Source organism: Acinetobacter pittii ANC 4050, assembly GCF_000399685.1.
Lineage (GTDB): Bacteria > Pseudomonadota > Gammaproteobacteria > Pseudomonadales > Moraxellaceae > Acinetobacter > Acinetobacter pittii_E.
In genome coordinates this window covers 3,563,910-3,583,110 of sequence record NZ_KB976987.1, presented here as the reverse complement: position 1 = coordinate 3,583,110, position 19,201 = coordinate 3,563,910, and the positions used below count along the sequence as shown (strand labels likewise).

Genomic DNA, 19,201 nt, shown 5'->3' with positions numbered 1-19,201 from the left:
GCTTGGGTGTTGTATAGTCAAGCCTCACGAGCAATTAGTATTGGTCAGCTTCACATATCACTATGCTTCCACATCCAACCTATCAACGTCCTAGTCTCGAACGGCTCTTTAGAGGAATAAATTCCTAGGGAAATCTTATCTTGAGGTAGGCTTCCCGCTTAGATGCTTTCAGCGGTTATCCCTTCCGAACATAGCTACCCGGCGATGCGACTGGCGTCACAACCGGTACACCAGAGGTTCGTCCACTCTGGTCCTCTCGTACTAGGAGCAGATCCTCTCAAATTTCCAGCGCCCACGGTAGATAGGGACCGAACTGTCTCACGACGTTCTAAACCCAGCTCGCGTACCTCTTTAAATGGCGAACAGCCATACCCTTGGGACCTGCTTCAGCCCCAGGATGAGATGAGCCGACATCGAGGTGCCAAACACCGCCGTCGATATGAACTCTTGGGCGGTATCAGCCTGTTATCCCCAGAGTACCTTTTATCCGTTGAGCGATGGCCCTTCCATACAGAACCACCGGATCACTAAGACCTACTTTCGTACCTGCTCGACTTGTGGGTCTCGCAGTTAAGCGCGCTTTTGCCTTTATACTCTACGCGTGATTTCCGACCACGCTGAGCGCACCTTCGTACTCCTCCGTTACTCTTTAGGAGGAGACCGCCCCAGTCAAACTACCCACCAGACACGGTCCTCGTCCCGGATAACGGGACAGAGTTAGAACCTCAACATTACCAGGGTGGTATTTCAAGGACGGCTCCATTGGAACTAGCGTTCCAACTTCAAAGCCTCCCACCTATCCTACACAAGTAAGGTCAAAGTTCAGTGTCAAGCTGCAGTAAAGGTTCACGGGGTCTTTCCGTCTAGCCGCGGGTACACTGCATCTTCACAGCGATTTCGATTTCACTGAGCCTCTGCTGGAGACAGCGCCGCCATCATTATGCCATTCGTGCAGGTCGGAACTTACCCGACAAGGAATTTCGCTACCTTAGGACCGTTATAGTTACGGCCGCCGTTTACTGGGGCTTCGATCAAGAGCTTCGCTTACGCTAACCCCATCAATTAACCTTCCAGCACCGGGCAGGCATCACACCCTATACGTCCACTTTCGTGTTTGCAGAGTGCTATGTTTTTAATAAACAGTTGCAGCGGCCTGGTTTCTGCGGCTGTCGTCAGCTCAGGAAGCAAGTTCCATCACCAACAACAGCGTACCTTCTCCCGAAGTTACGGTACCATTTTGCCTAGTTCCTTCAGCAGAGTTCTCTCAAGCGCCTTGGTCTACTCGACCTGACCACCTGTGTCGGTTTCGGGTACGATTCCTGTGTAACTGAAGCTTAGAGACTTTTCCTGGAAGCATGGTATCAGCCACTTCGCTGTACAAGTACAGCTTGCTATCGGATCTCAGTATAGAGTACCCCGGATTTGCCTAAGATACATACCTACATCCTTCCACCTGGACAACCAACGCCAGGCTGACTTAACCTTCTCCGTCCTCTCATCGCATTACACAGAAGTATTGGAATATTAACCAATTTCCCATCGACTACGCCTTTCGGCCTCGCCTTAGGGGTCGACTCACCCAGCCCCGATTAACGTTGGACTGGAACCCTTGGTCTTTCGGCGAACGGGTTTTTCACCCGTTTTGTCGTTACTCACGTCAGCATTCGCACTTCTGATACCTCCAGCATACTTCTCAATACACCTTCATCGGCTTACAGAACGCTCCCCTACCACTTGACTAATGTCAAATCCGCAGCTTCGGCACATAGTTTTAGCCCCGTTACATCTTCCGCGCAGGCCGACTCGACTAGTGAGCTATTACGCTTTCTTTAAAGGGTGGCTGCTTCTAAGCCAACCTCCTAGCTGTCTATGCCTTCCCACATCGTTTCCCACTTAACTATGATTTTGGGGCCTTAGCTGGCGGTCTGGATTGTTTTCCTCTTGACTACGGACGTTAGCACCCGCAGTCTGTCTCCCGGATAGTACTCATAGGTATTCGGAGTTTGCATCGGTTTGGTAAGTCGGGATGACCCCCTAGCCGAAACAGTGCTCTACCCCCTATGGTATTCGTCCGAGGCGCTACCTAAATAGCTTTCGGGGAGAACCAGCTATCACCAGGCTTGATTAGCCTTTCACCCCTATCCACAAGTCATCCCCTGGCTTTTCAACGACAGTGGGTTCGGTCCTCCAGTTAGTGTTACCCAACCTTCAACCTGCTCATGGATAGATCGCCTGGTTTCGGGTCTATACCCAGCAACTAAACGCCCTATTAAGACTCGGTTTCCCTACGGCTCCCCTATACGGTTAACCTTGCTACTGAATATAAGTCGCTGACCCATTATACAAAAGGTACGCAGTCACACCACGAAGGTGCTCCCACTGCTTGTATGCATGCGGTTTCAGGATCTATTTCACTCCCCTCACAGGGGTTCTTTTCGCCTTTCCCTCACGGTACTGGTTCACTATCGGTCAGTCAGGAGTATTTAGCCTTGGAGGATGGTCCCCCCATATTCAGACAAGGTTTCACGTGCCTCGCCCTACTCGTCATCATTATGTGTGCCCTTTCGTGTACGGGAATATCACCCTCTACGTTCGCACTTCCCAGAGCGTTCCACTAAAACACACATAACTTAATGGGCTGATCCCCGTTCGCTCGCCGCTACTGAGGGAATCTCAATTGATTTCTTTTCCTAAGGGTACTGAGATGTTTCACTTCCCCTCGTTCGCCTTGCAACACTATGTATTCATGTTGCAATACCTACCTTAAAGTAGGTGGGTTTCCCCATTCAGAAATCTCCGGATCAAAGGATATTTGCCGCCTCCCCGGAGCTTATCGCAGGCTATTACGTCTTTCATCGCCTCTGACTGCCAAGGCATCCACCACATGCACTTAATTACTTGACTATACAACCCCAAACAGTCGTCAACACCTACAAGTGAGTGTTGTCCGTGCGATTCTTCATCGCTACTATCTGTTGTCTGTGTACTTAAACACTGTACAGCTTCAATCTAAATTCATATACCAAAACGCTTGATTCAGTTAATTTGCTAGTTCTCAATTCATTCAGATTAATTGCTTAATCTAAACTCTTGAGTGAACAATTTATTTCAGACTCAATTTTGCCAATCTGTTAATGAATAAACATGCCTTCGTCAGGTCATGCTTAATACCGTGATACTTAAATCACAGAAGTTAATAAACCAAGATCATATAATCTCTATTTACTAATTTCTGTAATCCGAACTTCTCTTAAGTTCTGGTGGAGACTAGGAGAGTCGAACTCCTGACCTCCTGCGTGCAAAGCAGGCGCTCTACCAACTAAGCTAAGTCCCCAGCTTACATCATCAGTCATGTATCTTTTTATCTATAACTTTAACCAGTCAAAGTCATGGTGGGTCTGACAAGACTTGAACTTGTGACCCCACGCTTATCAAGCGTGTGCTCTAACCAACTGAGCTACAGACCCTCAGATACATCTATGAAGAACAACTTGTTGTGGATTCTTACCAATCGTCAATCTTTCGTTAAGGAGGTGATCCAGCCGCAGGTTCCCCTACGGCTACCTTGTTACGACTTCACCCCAGTCATCGGCCACACCGTGGTAACCGCCCTCTTTGCAGTTAGGCTAGCTACTTCTGGTGCAACAAACTCCCATGGTGTGACGGGCGGTGTGTACAAGGCCCGGGAACGTATTCACCGCGGCATTCTGATCCGCGATTACTAGCGATTCCGACTTCATGGAGTCGAGTTGCAGACTCCAATCCGGACTACGATCGGCTTTTTGAGATTAGCATCCTATCGCTAGGTAGCAACCCTTTGTACCGACCATTGTAGCACGTGTGTAGCCCTGGCCGTAAGGGCCATGATGACTTGACGTCGTCCCCGCCTTCCTCCAGTTTGTCACTGGCAGTATCCTTAAAGTTCCCGACATTACTCGCTGGCAAATAAGGAAAAGGGTTGCGCTCGTTGCGGGACTTAACCCAACATCTCACGACACGAGCTGACGACAGCCATGCAGCACCTGTATGTAAGTTCCCGAAGGCACCAATCCATCTCTGGAAAGTTCTCACTATGTCAAGGCCAGGTAAGGTTCTTCGCGTTGCATCGAATTAAACCACATGCTCCACCGCTTGTGCGGGCCCCCGTCAATTCATTTGAGTTTTAGTCTTGCGACCGTACTCCCCAGGCGGTCTACTTATCGCGTTAGCTGCGCCACTAAAGCCTCAAAGGCCCCAACGGCTAGTAGACATCGTTTACGGCATGGACTACCAGGGTATCTAATCCTGTTTGCTCCCCATGCTTTCGCACCTCAGCGTCAGTGTTAGGCCAGATGGCTGCCTTCGCCATCGGTATTCCTCCAGATCTCTACGCATTTCACCGCTACACCTGGAATTCTACCATCCTCTCCCACACTCTAGCTAACCAGTATCGAATGCAATTCCCAAGTTAAGCTCGGGGATTTCACATTTGACTTAATTAGCCGCCTACGCGCGCTTTACGCCCAGTAAATCCGATTAACGCTTGCACCCTCTGTATTACCGCGGCTGCTGGCACAGAGTTAGCCGGTGCTTATTCTGCGAGTAACGTCCACTATCTGAAGGTATTAACTTCAGTAGCCTCCTCCTCGCTTAAAGTGCTTTACAACCATAAGGCCTTCTTCACACACGCGGCATGGCTGGATCAGGCTTGCGCCCATTGTCCAATATTCCCCACTGCTGCCTCCCGTAGGAGTCTGGGCCGTGTCTCAGTCCCAGTGTGGCGGATCATCCTCTCAGACCCGCTACAGATCGTCGCCTTGGTAGGCCTTTACCCCACCAACTAGCTAATCCGACTTAGGCTCATCTATTAGCGCAAGGTCCGAAGATCCCCTGCTTTCTCCCGTAGGACGTATGCGGTATTAGCATTCCTTTCGAAATGTTGTCCCCCACTAATAGGCAGATTCCTAAGCATTACTCACCCGTCCGCCGCTAAGATCAGTAGCAAGCTACCTCTCTCCGCTCGACTTGCATGTGTTAAGCCTGCCGCCAGCGTTCAATCTGAGCCATGATCAAACTCTTCAGTTAAAATCATTTTGCACCTTATTTAAAGACAAGGTGCCAATTCTGGCTCATCAATTACTGACTTAAATTTCGCTCAAATAAACTTCGAGTAATTTAAACCAATCAATCAATGAAAATTATTTCGATTAATCAACCAGTAAAAATCCACACAAGTTGTTCTTCAATTCTCTTAATGATCTTCTTCCTGGTTCGTCACCAGCAAGCTAGGTCGGCTATATTACTCTTAATCTCTTAAAAGTCAACAGGTAATTTCGATATTTTTAAAACTTAATCTCAAAACCAACTTCTCATCAAATTCATCGCTTAAAGCAACCAACTTAATCACAAGTAACTGTTTTTCAACAAGTTTCTATCTGCATCACCGCCGATGGATGTGCATTATAGACCATCCCATCCCCTTTGCAACCCCTTTTTTAATTTAATATTATCACTTGGCTAATTTTTAGGCTTTTTGGTCATTTTTAGATGAGATATTAAACTTTTTTTACGTTATCAACTTCATGTAGAATAGATTATTCGTGCAATAGTTTGGCATTAACTCATTATGTGGCAGTTCGCTAAAAAAGTATTTGTTTGCATACTTGTAGTGCTTGCTACGAGTGCACCTTGTTATGCCAATTCAAAACATAACTTCTATGTGCTTACTTTATCTATTCTAAGCTACAGTAAATGGGAGAATGTAAACACGCCTACTCTTTGTGTTATTGATAACCCTTCAATCACATCTACTTTTCAATCTTATATCCAGCAAATGTCTTATAATTATCGTGTTCAAACCGTAAATGCGAAAGATTTTGCTCGATCTCATTGTCAGGCTGTTTATTTTTCTACTACCTCTCCCCAGCAACAACAGAATCTTATTCAAAATTATCCTTATCACTCTTTACTTTCTTTAAGCATTAATAATCCAGAGTGCGAAATAGGAAGTATTTTTTGTTTATATAATCAGAATAATTACACTACCTTTAAAGTTAACTTAGACGCTTTAAGTCACTCCAAAGTTCATATTGATCCGAGAGTATTACTCTTGGCTAAGAATGCGGAGTAAGGATGATGATATCAAAGTTGTATCAGTCCACTTCACTACATGCATTATTTAGAAAATCTCAATTTACTATTTTTGCTATCACTTTTTTTATTTGTTCTTTTACATTTGTTTCCATTTCTGTTTTTACAATGGAAACTTATGCTAAACAGAATTTGCAATTGCTTAGCCACACGCTATTAGAGCGTATCCAGCCCGCTGTAGTATTTAATGATAAAATTACCATAGAGCAAATTTTGAATGAATATACGAATGAACATTCAATTCGTACTATTCATATTTATGATTCTGAACATCATTTAATTGCCCAAAGTTTTAAATTATCAAGTCAAACTTCAATTTTAGAAGGCTGGTTTGATCATTGGTTTTTAAATGAGCCTGTTCATCTTACAATTTACCATCATGAACAAAATGTAGGCGAACTCACACTTTTTGGTAGTTCTGAAAAAATATTGCAGTTCCTCAAAATGATTATGGTTGGACTTGCAATAGCGATGTTGTTTATTGTTTGCGCTTTGTGGTGGTCAGTAAACCTAACGTATCGTCAAATTATGCAGGCTATTTATCCACTTACTAATATTGCTCAAATCGTAAGTGAACAAAAAGCTTATAATCTTCGTTTTCCTTATAATCGAATTAAAGAATTTCAAGATTTAAATACCGTTTTTAACGAGTTACTTGAAGAAATTCAGATATGGGATAATCAGCTACAAAAGGAAAATCGTAAATTATCCTTTCAGGCTCATCACGACCAGCTTACCTTATTGCCTAATAGGCATTATTTTTATCAAATCCTCTTAGATATGTTTGAGGATAAAGGTTTCGACAATAAGTCTGCTTTATTATTTATAGATAACAACAACTTCAAATCGATTAATGACCAATTTGGCCATTTAGCTGGAGATGAAGTTTTAAAAGAAATGGCGAATCGACTACAAACACGTCTACGTCATCAAGATTTTATTGCTCGGTTAGGTGGCGACGAATTTGCTGTCATTTTGCATTCCATTAGTCATGCTGATCATTTAATATCTATTGCTGAAAATTTACTCGAAAGCTGTAAAGAACCTTTGCATCTGAATGGTCAAACGATTTACTTCAGTTTCAGTGTAGGTATTGCTTTATCACAATTCGCATCTAGCCCCGAAGATTTCATTATGCAAGCAGATCAAGCAATGTATAAGGCTAAGAATTCGGATGAACACTGGTTTATCTATAAACCTGAAAATTAAATTTAGGCTAATCTATGAATACAAGATCTTTAAAACTCTCCTTTATTGCATTGCTATGCATTACTCTTGCAGGGTGCCTGAGTTTTGGACCATTAAAATATCGTCAAGTAAAATTGCTCAAAAAAGAAGGTTTCGTTCTTACTGATGAAGGATGGACTCTAGGTTTACCAGAACGTTTATTATTTGACTTTAATAATGCAGAGTTAAAACAAAGCCATGAAGCTGAGTTAGTGCGTCTAGCCAATCAGTTGAATAAATATGATCTGAATAAATTAAAAATTGTGGGTCACACTGATAATGTTGGTGATGCTGCATATAATCAGAAGCTATCTGAAGAACGTGCACAAAGTGTGGCAAACCTTTTCTTAGCTCGTGGATTCAAAAAAGAAAATATTTACGTGATTGGTCGCGGCTCAACACAGCCTTATGTTCCAAATACAACCAATGAAAATCGTGCGATTAACCGACGTGTTGCCATTGTGGTTATTCCATAAGTAAATTTAATTCATAAAAAAGCCAATCCTACGTGATTGGCTTTTTTATTTTAAATTAGCTCAATAATATCAATGGTTGGCGGTACTCTAAAACGTAAAGGGATTCCAACCATTCCTGTGCCGACTGTAACAAAGACATCCGCATGCTCATGAGAGTAAAATCCACGTTTGTGGCCTAAAATTGATACTTTTTTCATAATATAATTAGTCAACCATGGAAGCTCGACCTGCCCTCCATGCGTATGTCCAGATAACATTAATGGACGACTCGGTAATTTAGGTACCATGTCAACCGTATCTGGATTATGAGACAAAATTAACCAAGGCTTGTCTTGGGGTAAATCTGGCATAGAACGCATATCGGTTTTTCCTGCCCAGAGATCACCAATACCAATCAAGCGAAATTCTTCAAAATCAACAATCTTCCCTTCTATATCAATAACTTCATTATAAAACAGAGCATCTTTTAATAATTGTTGAATCGGTGGGCCAGGATATTGCTCATCATGATTTCCCGGAACCGAATATACGGGCGCCTGGATTTCTTTTAAAACACTTAACTCATCAATCAGTCTATCTTCTGGTTCATATGTCCAGTCTCCAGCAACGACAACTAAATCAGGTTGTTGTTCATTTAATTTTCTAACTATAGTTTTGAGCTGACGTTCATGCCCTGAAAATAAACCAATATGTAAATCTGCAATTAGAGCTACTTTTACGGGCTTATCAAAACTACGATCTGGATTTAGGCGATATTGATGAGTATCGACACGGACTAAATGAGGCTCGATAAATCGGGCATAAATTAATACGCCACTTAAGAAAAAGATGAAAATACCTTGATGAATTGAGTAGTAACCAATCCAAGCAGCATATAAATTAAAAAACCAGAGAGGAATAAGTAGATAAGAGAGGTAAAATGCGAGTAGATGTACAAAAGCTTTAAATGGATGAATGGTCTCGGTGCGAGATTGATGAATCCAAGCCTCAGAAATTCCCCATAGAGCAAGTATTGAAAAAATAAAGTAAAAACAAAAAATGATTGAATTTGGATTCCACATTACGACTCTCGACTTATCTTATATTGATTGCTAGTAATCAAATTCAATATTTATCTTTCAATATGCACGAATTATACTCTAGCTCACGTTATCGTATGTACTGATTATGGCACAATCCTTTCATTCCAAACAGCTTCAAACGAATCAACAAGCTAAAGGCTCTTTGATAAAAGCCTCTATAGTCCTATGTTCAAGTTTTGCTGTGGGTTTGACAGGTTGTAGTACTCTGCCAAAACATGGTGTTGAGCCTGTGCAATATGCAAAAGATATTGATACCTCTGAGACTTCACTTGCCAAAATTATTACCCCCTTACGCCAACAGAATCCTAAGTTAACGGGTTTCCATGTTCTAAATGATCCGTTAGAGGCCCTAGCTGCCCGACTCAGATTAATTGATAAAGCCGAAAAGACTTTGGATTTACAATATTACATTTGGGATAATGACAAAGTTGGTGCTTTAGCCTTGCACGCTATTATTCGTGCAGCTGATCGAGGTGTAAAAGTCCGACTTCTTATTGATGACAATAATGCAAAAAAAATGGAAGGGATTTTACTGGCCCTTTCTCAGCATAAAAATATTGAAGTTAAACTTTTTAATCCCTATCGTTTTCGCAAATATCGTGCGATGGATATGGTGCTTGATTTAAAACGAATTAATCGTCGTATGCACAATAAAAGTTTTATTGCTGACAATGAGGTTGCTCTTATTGGCGGACGTAACATGACTAATCAATATTACAATGTTAGCGATAGCTATCAGTTTTCTGATGTTGATGTAATGCTGGTAGGCGCTGCCGTTGATGATATCGTAAATTCATTCGATGATTACTGGAATCATGAATATGCATATTCAGTTCAAAGTATCGTAAGTCCTGAACAGCATCGTTTACGGTATGAAGGATTAAAAAAACAGCTTGAAGCACACTACCAACAAGCTACCGTTCAAAACTTTCTAAACTTGACATCAAAGTCTCATGCATTTGATCAATGGTTAAATCGCAATATTCGATTCGACTGGGTAAAAGCAGAAGTCGTAAAAGACTCGCCCGATAAAATCAAATCAAAAGCTAAAAAAGAAGAACACCTAAATTTCCAATTAATTAATCATTTGGAAAAACCAGAAAGTAACGTTGATTTAATCTCAGCTTATTTTATTCCTGAAAAACAAGGGGCCAAAATTTTAGGCACGCTTGCTAAAGAGGGTGTTGAAGTTCGAGTTTTAACGAATTCTTTTAAAGCGAATGACGTTGCTGTTGTACATGCCTTTTATGGGAAATATCGTAAAGAGCTGCTTAAAAACGGCGTACAACTTTATGAGTTTTTACCGACACCTGATAAAAGAGATTTAAATAAGAATACAGATGAGCTTGCCACTAAAGCTAAAGTAAATATGAAAGGATTAAGTCGCTCAAGTTTGCATACTAAGCTTATGGCATTAGATGAACAGGTTTTTATTGGTTCATTTAATTTTGATCCACGCTCGGCTTATTTAAATACTGAAATTGGCGTGATTTTAGATAGTCCTTCGTTGGCTAAGACGATTCACCATACGATGAATGAAAATTTAAATAAGTATGCTTATAAATTAAAGCTCGACGCTAACAACCATATTTATTGGCAGCAAGAAACTTCAAATGGCCCTGTAATTTATAGACAGGAACCAGAGATGAAGTGGTGGCAAAAAGCAGGCATGAAGTTTCTTTCATGGCTGCCAATTGAAGGATTTATGTAGTTAATTTTTTGGCTTAAGTACTTTTTGATGTAGTTGAGCCAAACCTTCTACCATTTTTTCTTGAACTTCACGCGTTAGACTTTTGACATCATGCCCTTCCACTGGAATGGGAGGCAAAGTTAATAAATGAGCGGTTACCTTCGGCATTTCAAGTACACGTTGAATATGTTCGGCAAATGTCATATCACCAATGAATGGCGCAACCGTATCTAGCTCTCCATCGCGGTTTACATAGCAAATCAAGCATACTTGTACCGGACGTTGTGCTTCAATCGCTGCACCCAGTAATCGTCCATGAACTTTTTTAACAGAGTGCCCATCTGTAGTCGTTGCTTCAGGGAAAAATAATACTGGGATATTCTGTTTTAAAAATTCAGTAATTTGCTCACGAATTCTGACGGAATCTCCAGATCCACGCTTAATAAATAACGTTCCGCCACCTTTGGCTAAGTTTCCAAGAATGGGCCAATTTTCAATTTCAGCTTTAGCAAGAAAGAAAACTCGCGCACCTGAACCTAAAACTGCAACATCTAACCAAGAAATATGGTTACTTACCCATAAAGCTGGTTCTCTCGGAATTGTGCCATGTACTTCTATATCTAAATTAAAAACCTGACATAAACGGCGGCAAAAGTATTGGACATAACGTGTATTAACAGGATTATTAGGATCTTTATAAAGTCCATGTCGATAAACTAGATAAAAACCCTCACTAATTGCGGCCGTGGCAGAAGTGACTTTTTTCCCGTATAGACCTATTTTTGATAATTTCTTTAACGTTGAATTAACTATACTTTGCGTTTGAGCCATAAAATTTCACTAACGATTAATCTTTGTTATACCCATCTCAAGTCATTCTATACGTTTCAGAATAAACTTGCATTGACGTTAGAACACGGCAAATAAAATAAATCTGAACATTACGCTGATCTCATATCGCTAATCTAAAGGATAAGAACAAACGCTTTCCCCTTTTGCTTAAGTTTCCTCTAGAATAAAGTTTTCCCATTTTCAGGATTTATAGCCACGTGGAATATGTTGATCGGCATCAAGGCGGTGAACGCACAATCTTAGTGAGTGTTTCTGTACAATTATTAGATGACCTGGATGCCGAAGAGTTTGCTCTACTTGCACAGTCTGCGGGTGCAGATATCCTTGAACATATTAAGGTTCAGCGTAATAAGCCTAACCCTAAATTTTTTATTGGTTCAGGAAAAGTCGAAGAAATTACAGAGCAAGTTCAGGAACTAGAAGCGAGCCTGGTTATCTTTGACCATGCATTATCACCTGCTCAAGAACGAAATTTAGAAAGAATATTAAAATGCCGCGTCATTGATCGGACCGGTTTAATTTTAGATATTTTTGCGCTGCGTGCCCGTACACATGAGGGTAAGTTGCAAGTCGAACTTGCTCAGCTTAAACATTTATCTACCCGTCTCATTCGTGGTTGGTCTGCCGACTTTGAACAGCAAAAAGGTGGTATTGGCTTACGTGGTCCCGGTGAAACACAGCTAGAGACAGATCGCCGTCTCATCCGTGTTCGTATTACTCAATTAAAAGACAAATTAGACAAAGTACATCAGACTCGTATGCAAGGGCGTGCTGCAAGACAAAAAGCAGCCATTCCAACAGTTTCCTTAGTAGGTTATACCAATGCAGGAAAATCGACTTTATTTAATATTTTAGCAAATAGTGATGTCTACGCAGCCGATCAACTATTTGCAACACTTGATCCAACCTTACGTCGTTTAGACTGGGATGGTATCGGCACTGTTGTACTAGCGGATACCGTAGGTTTTGTACGAAACTTACAGCATGATTTGGTTGAATCATTCAAAGCAACACTTGAAGAAACACTTGAAGCTACCCTTTTACTGCATGTTATTGATAGCAACAGCCATGACATGCTCGACCAAATTGAAACAGTTGAAAGTGTATTAAAAGAAATTGGCGCTGATGCTCCCGTACTTCGGGTATATAACAAAATCGATCTAAGTGGTGAAGAAGCCAAAATCATTTATGCTGAGCCACACGTCCCAGATCGAGTTTATGTTTCGGCTCATTCTGGCCTAGGCCTAGATTTACTTCAAAAAGCAGTACAAGAATGCTTAATGGGGCAAATTCAAAAGTTTTCTCTCGTGCTTAAACCAGCTTATGGCAAATTGCGCACTCAGCTTTATGCTTTAAATGTGATTGAGTCTGAACATTATGATGATGCAGGCTTATTACATATTGATGTGAAGATTGCACCACATAAGTTAGAAAAACTGATTCGCCAAGCAAAACTCCCCTTAGATGAGATATTAGGTGAACACGCCAGTCAATTTAAGCGTCCCTTGGAAGAGTTTGAAATCAAGGGCAATATCAGTTAAAACTTGATAAGTAAACTTTTAGAGATAAAAAATATGGATAAGATCAAAAGTATAGACTGGACAGCATGGGTAATTACATTACTACTCATTATTGGTTTTCGTGAAGGCTCTGTCGTTGTCATGCGTGCTTTTGGTCATCCAGAATTAGGTAATCTGGTTGGGTTAATCAGCTTACTTATTATTTTACTCATTTGGAGAAAGTTTAAAAAAATTCCACTTCGAATAGTCGATACCAATAATAAAATCATGAAAGAAAGTGGTTTCGCTTTTTTGCCTATCTGTGCAGGTTCATTAATTATGCTAGTACATATGGGTAAGGAAATTCCATTATTTCTTTTGGTTTTAGTGGTCAGTACCCTTATACCTTTGTGGGTTTATGCAAAAATGGCAAAACGTTGGTTATAAGGAGAATAAGATGTTTACGATTTTATACGGATTTTTGATCACATTAATTGGTTATCTTTGTGCAAAACCTTTAAACCGACGTTTTCCGCAAGTTCCACTTTTAGTTTTCGGCATGTTCATTGTAATTGGCTTACTTTCGGTTTTGCATGTGCCATATGAGCAGTATCGTCTTTATGTAAATGACTTATTTGGTCATCTATTAGGTTATGTCACCGTAGCCTTAGCCATTCCTTTAGCTGCAATGCGCTACGATGACCTTCCAATTAAATCGGTCATTGGTATTTTACTTTTTGCAAGTATTAGCGCCGTTGCTCTACCTATGGGTTTGGCTTACTTGTTACATATGTCTGAATCTACCATCCTTGCATTTGCAACGCGTGCAGTAACTACTCCAATTGCTCTGAACATCGCAACTTTATTACATGCTCCTGAAACACTAGTGACCCTTATTGTTATTTTGTCTGGGGTAATCGGCGCAGCCTTTTCACCTTTCTTACTTAAACATATTCATGATGAGAGAGCATCAGGTTTAGCCTTAGGTTTAGCAGCACATGCAATCGGAACGGCTCAAGCTTGGCAACGCGGACCAGTTGCAGGTCGTTACGCTGCATTTGGTATGGCATTGAACGGCGTATTTACTGCAATTTGGCTACCAACACTAATGTTGTCTTTTGGAGCACCATAATTAAAAAGTGGATTAAATAAACATTGAACGGTCTAACAATTCCAAATAAGATGACCTTTCAAAGTTAAAAGGATTTTTAATTATGGGGAAAATATTTATTGGAGCTCTGCTCTTATTGGGGATTAATACTGCTACATTTGCAGCAGATATTACTGGTCTCTGGCAAACAATTGATGATAAGACAGGTGCTCCCAAAGCACAGGTAGAAATACGAAAAGAAGCGAACGGGACATATGCTGGGAAAATTGTCAAACTTACGCCGCGCCCAGGTTATACGCCTAAAGAAATTTGTGATAATTGCCCTGCGCCATACACCAATAAACCGATTTTAGGTCTGGATATCGCAACGGGTTTAAAACAGACAGATGGACTTAACTATACTGGTGGCAAAATTTTAGATCCGAATACTGGCAAAGTTTACGGTCTTAAGGCGAAGCTTAGTTCAACTGGCAAACGCTTACATATGCGTGGTTATCTCGGAGTTTCAGCTTTGGGACGTAATCAAATCTGGATTCGCGTAGAATAATAGTTCCCAATAAAAAAGCCGCTTATGTGGCTTTTTTATTTTTAATTCAGTTAGAAACTTCATCTTGCGCTCAGAGAAAAGCATTGCTTTTCTTATATTTGCACAGGATTTTCAACAGAAAAAATTTCTTTGTCTTCAAGTCGATAAGCCATTAATTTTCTGCCCCAAACACAGCCACCATCGATATTCTGGATTTGCTCATTAACAGTTCTGCCTTCGAGCGCAGCCCAATGACCAAAAATAATCTGATGAGTTTGTGCCGCTTTGCTCGGGAATTCAAACCAAGGGAAATAACCTTCCGGCATTGGCGCATCTAAAGAATCTTTAAAACTAAACTCTAAAGCCCCTTCTGCATTGGTTAAACGCATGCGAGTCAAATAATTAGTAATACAACGTAAACGTGCCGAACCCGTTAGGTTATCTTCCCATAAATCTGGCTTTGAACCATACATGTCTGCCAAAAAAGCATCTAATACAGATAAATCTTCGTTTGCGAGTACAGTCTCGACCTCTTTCGCCAACGTTACAGTTTTTTCTGCATCCCAAATACAAGGTATACCAGCATGAGTAAGGATCGTATGCTCATTTGGCAATAGACATAATGGCTGTTTACGTAGCCAGTCGATTAACTCATCGCCATCAATCGCATCAACAACATCTTGAGTCCGATCTTTTGCTTTAATCTCTTTTAAACCACGTGCACCCGCAATTAAAGTCAGGTCATGGTTTCCAAGTACAGTTGCAGCAGCACCACGATCAGCAAGTTTTTTAATAAAACGTAATGCCCCTACTGAATTTTCACCACGTGCGACTAAGTCACCAGCAAACCATAAAAAGTCTTGATCTGGATCAAAACGTATTTCTTTAAGCAAGGCTTTTAGAGCTTCAAAACATCCCTGCACATCGCCAATAACATAGTTAAAACGCTTAGTCATTTACGCCACCATTTGATCGGCCAAAGCAACAAATTGAGCAAGTGTTAAAGTTTCTGGACGAGCCATCGGATCAACACCAGCCTTTTCAAAGCCATCTTCTGCGATCATACCTTTAAGACTGTTTCTTAATGTTTTACGACGCTGAGTAAATACATGAGCGACCAGTCGAGCTAAAGCTTTTTCATCTTTTGCTGTAATTGGCTTTTGATCATAAGGAACAAGGCGGAAAACAGCGCTCGTTACTTTAGGTGGTGGGTTAAATGCACCAGCTGGTACTTCAAATAAAAATGTTGGTTGACAGTAATATTGAATCATTACCGACAAGCGGCCATATTCTTTCGTATTCGGTTCAGCAGTAATACGGTCAACCACCTCTTTTTGCAGCATAAAGTGCATATCTTTAACTTTGCTGCCAAATTCCAAGAGATGAAAAAGTAATGGGGTTGAAATGTTATAAGGTAAGTTACCGACTACACGTAATGGTCGGCCATCTTTTACCAGTTCGCTAAAGTCATATTTTAATGCATCAGCTTCTACAATCGTCAAACGTTCTGGATGTGGAACACGTTCTGGTAGACCCGCAGCTAAGTCACGGTCTAACTCCACCACTGTTAACGCATCGCACTCCCCAATTAAAGGAGAAGTTAAGGCAGCTAGACCCGGTCCAATTTCGACAATATTGTCACCCGTACGCGGACTTACAGAGCGCACAATTTTGGCAATGACTCGCTGATCATGTAAGAAGTTTTGACCAAAACGTTTACGAGCTTTATGCCCTTCATCTTTCGGGTTTAGGGCATTAATTTGATACATAGAACATTTCCAACATGAAAAATTTAGCTCGCTGCTAAAGATAAAGCTAAATCAACAGCGACATTTAAACTTGAGCTTTTTGCCAAACCAGTGCCAGCTAAAGACAACGCAGTGCCATGGTCAACCGAAGTTCGAATGAACGGCAAACCCAATGTAATATTGATGGCTTCACCAAACCCTTGTGATTTTAACACAGGTAACCCTTGATCATGGTACATGGCAAGTACAGCATCTGCATTTTTAAGATGTTCGGGGGTAAACAAGGTATCGGCCGGCAAGCTTAAACTCATCTTAATCCCTTGCGCCCGATAACTTTCGAGTACCGGATTAATAGTCTCAATCTCTTCACGACCCAAATAGCCATCTTCACCCGCGTGGGGATTTAAACCACACACGAATACACGTGGGTCTGGAATTTTAAATTTAGTTTTTAGGTCGTGTAGTAAAATATCAATAACCTGATGCAACCGTTCTTTGGTAATCGCATCTGCTACATCTCTTAAAGGTAAATGTGTAGTTGCTAGAGCAACACGTAAGGTTTTAGTTGCAAGCATCATGACGACACGTTCCACGCCTGCAAACTCTTGATAGTATTCAGTGTGGCCACTAAACAAAATACCAGCATCATTAATAACTGATTTTTGCACTGGTGCCGTAGCTACCCCGACACTTTTACCAGACATTGCGTAATCAGCTGAACGACGTAGTTGTTCTAATACATAAGCCGCATTTGCTGGATTTAATTGACCATCAATTACCGCAGCCTCCAAAGGCACATGCTCTATATAAAGTTCATTCAGAGAAGATGACTCAGGCTGTCCGGTATATTCTATAAATTGAATATCCACACCAAGTTTTTGGGCGCGCTGCGCTAATAAGTCTCGATCACCCAAGATTACAACTGGATGCTGATCGACCCGCTTAGCTAAACTCAAACAAATATCCGGTCCAATACCAGCCGGTTCACCGGAAGTGACATATAATGGCAGCACAATCACTCCAGACACATAACAAGAATTTGTTTGATTTTAACATATCTGACATTCATCAGTTTATGGATTAAATTATCTCGCTTAAACTGGATTTTTCTTGTGACTTTGAACAAACTCGTTTAGAATGCTCGCTCCTTTTGTTTGGACAGATTCCATAGTCCAAACCAACTATAATAGGTAGTGGTTTAATGAAAACTCTCAGCGCTAAGCCAGCTGAAGTTCAACATGACTGGTATGTTGTTGATGCTTCTGGCAAAACTTTAGGTCGCCTTGCGACTGAAATCGCTCGTCGTTTACGCGGTAAGCACAAAACTTCTTATACTCCTCACGTTGACACTGGCGATTACATCGTTGTGATTAATGCTGAACAAGTTCAAGTGACTGGTAAAAAATCACTTGATAAGAAATATTATCGCCATACTGGTTTCCCTGGTGGTATCCGTGAGACTAACTTCGAGAAGTTAATCGCTCACAAACCTGAAGCTGTTCTTGAAAAAGCGGTTAAAGGCATGTTACCAAAAGGTCCTCTTGGTTATGCAATGATCAAAAAAATGAAAGTGTACGCTGGTACTGAGCATCCGCATGCTGCTCAACAGCCACAAGTTTTGGACATCTAAGGGATACAGCACATGGCTACTAATTATGGTACAGGTCGCCGTAAGACCGCAACTGCACGTGTTTTCTTGTCAGCTGGTACAGGTAAACTCGTTATTAACAACCGTACTTTAGAGCAATATTTCGGTCGTGAAACTGCTCGTATGGTTGTTCGTCAACCTTTAGAACTTTTAGAAGTTACTGAAAAGTTTGACCTTTACATCACTGTTAAAGGTGGTGGTATTGGTGGTCAAGCTGGCGCGATCCGTCACGGTATTACTCGTGCGCTTATCGCTGCTGACGAAACTTTAAAACCTGTTCTACGTCAAGCTGGTTTCGTTACTCGTGATGCTCGTGAAGTTGAACGTAAGAAACTTGGTTTACGTAAAGCTCGTAAACGTCCTCAATTCTCTAAACGTTAATTCGTTTATCGAGTTGGACAAAAAGCCTTGGATTTTTCCAAGGCTTTTTTATTACGTAAATAAAAGCATTAAATGCAAACTTGTAAATATAAACAAACTATCTCTTTAGAACCGTGATTTCCTAGAGCATTTTTAGTATCCTAATCGATTCACTCAACCACGTCGTCTTGTGATATGTCGGTCGAAAACACCTCTATTCAGGGGATTACCCTTTACAGTCATGCTGATGATTTCCGTTCTCACTGGATTCGTTTCTTATTAGCAGAAAAACAAATCAAATATCAATTGATCGTAACTGACCATGAAGACGAAGATTTGGCCAGTTTAAATCCTTATAACCAATTACCGATGCTGGTAGAACAAAATCTTAAGTTATTTTCAGCTCCTATTATTGCTGAATATTTAGATGATCGTTATCGTCAAAGTAAGCTGTATGCCGATGCACCGATGATGCGTGCAGAACAGCGTCAGTATATCTGGAGGCTTGAAAACGACTGGTTCAAGTTAGCAGATCACATGTTAAAACATGCAGACACTCTAAATGTTGAACAAAAGCAAAAAGCTCAAAAAGAACTACGTGAAACATTAATTTCACTTACTCCCCTATTTCAGCATTTTCCATATTTTATGTCTGAGAATTTTACAATCTTAGACTGCATGCTTGCCCCTATCTTTTTAAGATTAAATAGCATGGGAATTGATTTACCAAAACAGCACTGTCGACCTATATTTTTGTACTGTAAACGTATCTTTGAACGGCCTTCTTTTGCTAAATCGATGACGCCTCAAGAGAAAAACCGTTACAATGAACTATTAAATATGGAATAGCGTG

The 19,201-nt window shown here is 41.0% G+C and carries 16 protein-coding genes, 2 tRNA genes and 2 rRNA genes; 11 read left to right on the top strand and 9 right to left on the bottom strand.

What is annotated here, in order from left to right:
* Positions 1–13 precede the first annotated feature (13 nt).
* From F931_RS20635 to F931_RS20620, 4 genes are all read right to left on the bottom strand, one after another.
* Positions 14–2,904: ribosomal RNA gene (locus tag F931_RS20635) — 23S ribosomal RNA — on the bottom strand.
* Positions 2,905–3,258: 354 nt separating this feature from the next.
* Positions 3,259–3,334 (bottom strand) — tRNA-Ala (locus F931_RS20630).
* Positions 3,335–3,390: 56 nt separating this feature from the next.
* Positions 3,391–3,467: transfer RNA gene (locus F931_RS20625), tRNA-Ile, on the bottom strand.
* A gap of 59 nt (positions 3,468–3,526) precedes the next feature.
* A 16S ribosomal RNA gene (locus tag F931_RS20620) occupies positions 3,527–5,064 on the bottom strand.
* Together the 16S and 23S rRNA genes with 2 tRNA genes alongside form the textbook arrangement of a ribosomal RNA operon.
* A 541-nt stretch (positions 5,065–5,605) precedes the next feature.
* Here F931_RS20620 and F931_RS20615 point away from each other — a divergent pair.
* Genes F931_RS20615 through psaB form a run of 3 tightly spaced genes read left to right on the top strand, consistent with a single transcriptional unit; the run spans position 5,606 to position 7,832 of the window.
* On the top strand, positions 5,606–6,109 hold the full coding sequence (locus tag F931_RS20615; RefSeq protein ID WP_016143032.1) for a regulatory sequestration protein YfiR: 504 nt from the start codon (positions 5,606–5,608) through the stop codon (positions 6,107–6,109).
* A 5-nt stretch (positions 6,110–6,114) separates the two neighbouring features.
* Positions 6,115–7,338 (top strand): diguanylate cyclase DgcN/YfiN, encoded by a 1,224-nt coding sequence (locus tag F931_RS20610; RefSeq protein WP_016143031.1) that lies wholly within the window; start codon positions 6,115–6,117, stop codon positions 7,336–7,338.
* 14 nt (positions 7,339–7,352) lie between these two features.
* Positions 7,353–7,832: an outer membrane lipoprotein YfiB gene (gene psaB, locus F931_RS20605; RefSeq protein WP_016143030.1), complete on the top strand. Its 480-nt coding sequence runs from the start codon at positions 7,353–7,355 to the stop codon at positions 7,830–7,832.
* A gap of 50 nt (positions 7,833–7,882) precedes the next feature.
* Here psaB and F931_RS20600 read toward each other — a convergent pair whose 3' ends face one another.
* A complete protein-coding gene (locus F931_RS20600) occupies positions 7,883–8,893 on the bottom strand; it encodes a metallophosphoesterase (protein WP_016143029.1) in 1,011 nt (336 codons plus the stop codon).
* Between the two features lie 106 nt (positions 8,894–8,999).
* Between F931_RS20600 and plD the strand changes: the two genes are divergently transcribed.
* Positions 9,000–10,625, top strand: coding sequence for a phospholipase D family protein (gene plD, locus F931_RS20595; RefSeq protein ID WP_016143028.1), 1,626 nt, complete (start codon positions 9,000–9,002; stop codon positions 10,623–10,625).
* On the opposite strand, the gene plsC is transcribed toward plD, so the two are convergent.
* Positions 10,626–11,435: a lysophospholipid acyltransferase family protein gene (plsC, locus tag F931_RS20590; RefSeq protein ID WP_016143027.1), complete on the bottom strand. Its 810-nt coding sequence runs from the start codon at positions 11,433–11,435 to the stop codon at positions 10,626–10,628.
* Positions 11,436–11,653: 218 nt separating this feature from the next.
* Between plsC and hflX the strand changes: the two genes are divergently transcribed.
* The 4 genes from hflX to F931_RS20570 all read left to right on the top strand — a co-directional run bounded on the left by hflX (position 11,654) and on the right by F931_RS20570 (position 14,613).
* Positions 11,654–12,997 carry a ribosome rescue GTPase HflX gene (gene hflX / locus F931_RS20585; protein ID WP_016143026.1) on the top strand — a complete coding sequence of 448 codons (1,344 nt, stop codon included), beginning with the start codon at positions 11,654–11,656 and terminating at the stop codon, positions 12,995–12,997.
* A gap of 33 nt (positions 12,998–13,030) precedes the next feature.
* The gene (locus tag F931_RS20580) at positions 13,031–13,402 is read left to right on the top strand and encodes a hypothetical protein (protein ID WP_016143025.1); all 372 of its coding nucleotides are present in this window, start codon (positions 13,031–13,033) and stop codon (positions 13,400–13,402) included.
* Between the two features lie 10 nt (positions 13,403–13,412).
* A complete protein-coding gene (gene lrgB / locus F931_RS20575; RefSeq protein ID WP_016143024.1) occupies positions 13,413–14,087 on the top strand; it encodes an LrgB family protein in 675 nt (224 codons plus the stop codon).
* Positions 14,088–14,169: 82 nt separating this feature from the next.
* A complete protein-coding gene (locus F931_RS20570; protein ID WP_016143023.1) occupies positions 14,170–14,613 on the top strand; it encodes a DUF2147 domain-containing protein in 444 nt (147 codons plus the stop codon).
* A 92-nt stretch (positions 14,614–14,705) separates the two neighbouring features.
* On the opposite strand, the gene apaH is transcribed toward F931_RS20570, so the two are convergent.
* From apaH to pdxA, 3 genes are read right to left on the bottom strand one after another with little or no spacing between them, the layout of a single operon-like run.
* Positions 14,706–15,548, bottom strand: a complete 843-nt coding sequence (apaH, locus tag F931_RS20565) for a symmetrical bis(5'-nucleosyl)-tetraphosphatase (protein WP_016143022.1) — start codon at positions 15,546–15,548, stop codon at positions 14,706–14,708.
* A complete protein-coding gene (gene rsmA, locus F931_RS20560; protein WP_016143021.1) occupies positions 15,549–16,361 on the bottom strand; it encodes a 16S rRNA (adenine(1518)-N(6)/adenine(1519)-N(6))-dimethyltransferase RsmA in 813 nt (270 codons plus the stop codon).
* A gap of 23 nt (positions 16,362–16,384) precedes the next feature.
* Positions 16,385–17,368: a 4-hydroxythreonine-4-phosphate dehydrogenase PdxA gene (gene pdxA / locus F931_RS20555; protein ID WP_080649555.1), complete on the bottom strand. Its 984-nt coding sequence runs from the start codon at positions 17,366–17,368 to the stop codon at positions 16,385–16,387.
* 173 nt (positions 17,369–17,541) lie between these two features.
* On the opposite strand from pdxA, the gene rplM reads away from it, so the two are divergent.
* From rplM to sspA, 3 genes are all read left to right on the top strand, one after another.
* Entirely contained in the window at positions 17,542–17,970 is a 429-nt protein-coding gene (gene rplM / locus F931_RS20550; protein ID WP_002117832.1) for a 50S ribosomal protein L13, read from the top strand.
* A 12-nt stretch (positions 17,971–17,982) separates the two neighbouring features.
* Positions 17,983–18,369: a 30S ribosomal protein S9 gene (rpsI, locus tag F931_RS20545; RefSeq protein ID WP_002048725.1), complete on the top strand. Its 387-nt coding sequence runs from the start codon at positions 17,983–17,985 to the stop codon at positions 18,367–18,369.
* A gap of 174 nt (positions 18,370–18,543) precedes the next feature.
* A complete protein-coding gene (gene sspA / locus F931_RS20540) occupies positions 18,544–19,197 on the top strand; it encodes a glutathione S-transferase N-terminal domain-containing protein (protein WP_016143019.1) in 654 nt (217 codons plus the stop codon).
* Positions 19,198–19,201: the final 4 nt, after the last annotated feature.

Coding starts and splice junctions, on each gene's coding strand:
- F931_RS20615 (WP_016143032.1), top strand. CDS start 5,606: ATGTGGCAGTTCGCTAAAAAAGTATTTGTTTGCATACTTGTAGTGCTT.
- F931_RS20610 (WP_016143031.1), top strand. CDS start 6,115: ATGATATCAAAGTTGTATCAGTCCACTTCACTACATGCATTATTTAGA.
- psaB (WP_016143030.1), top strand. CDS start 7,353: ATGAATACAAGATCTTTAAAACTCTCCTTTATTGCATTGCTATGCATT.
- F931_RS20600 (WP_016143029.1), bottom strand. CDS start 8,893: ATGTGGAATCCAAATTCAATCATTTTTTGTTTTTACTTTATTTTTTCA.
- plD (WP_016143028.1), top strand. CDS start 9,000: ATGGCACAATCCTTTCATTCCAAACAGCTTCAAACGAATCAACAAGCT.
- plsC (WP_016143027.1), bottom strand. CDS start 11,435: ATGGCTCAAACGCAAAGTATAGTTAATTCAACGTTAAAGAAATTATCA.
- F931_RS20580 (WP_016143025.1), top strand. CDS start 13,031: ATGGATAAGATCAAAAGTATAGACTGGACAGCATGGGTAATTACATTA.
- lrgB (WP_016143024.1), top strand. CDS start 13,413: ATGTTTACGATTTTATACGGATTTTTGATCACATTAATTGGTTATCTT.
- F931_RS20570 (WP_016143023.1), top strand. CDS start 14,170: ATGGGGAAAATATTTATTGGAGCTCTGCTCTTATTGGGGATTAATACT.
- apaH (WP_016143022.1), bottom strand. CDS start 15,548: ATGACTAAGCGTTTTAACTATGTTATTGGCGATGTGCAGGGATGTTTT.
- rsmA (WP_016143021.1), bottom strand. CDS start 16,361: ATGTATCAAATTAATGCCCTAAACCCGAAAGATGAAGGGCATAAAGCT.
- rplM (WP_002117832.1), top strand. CDS start 17,542: ATGAAAACTCTCAGCGCTAAGCCAGCTGAAGTTCAACATGACTGGTAT.
- rpsI (WP_002048725.1), top strand. CDS start 17,983: ATGGCTACTAATTATGGTACAGGTCGCCGTAAGACCGCAACTGCACGT.
- sspA (WP_016143019.1), top strand. CDS start 18,544: ATGTCGGTCGAAAACACCTCTATTCAGGGGATTACCCTTTACAGTCAT.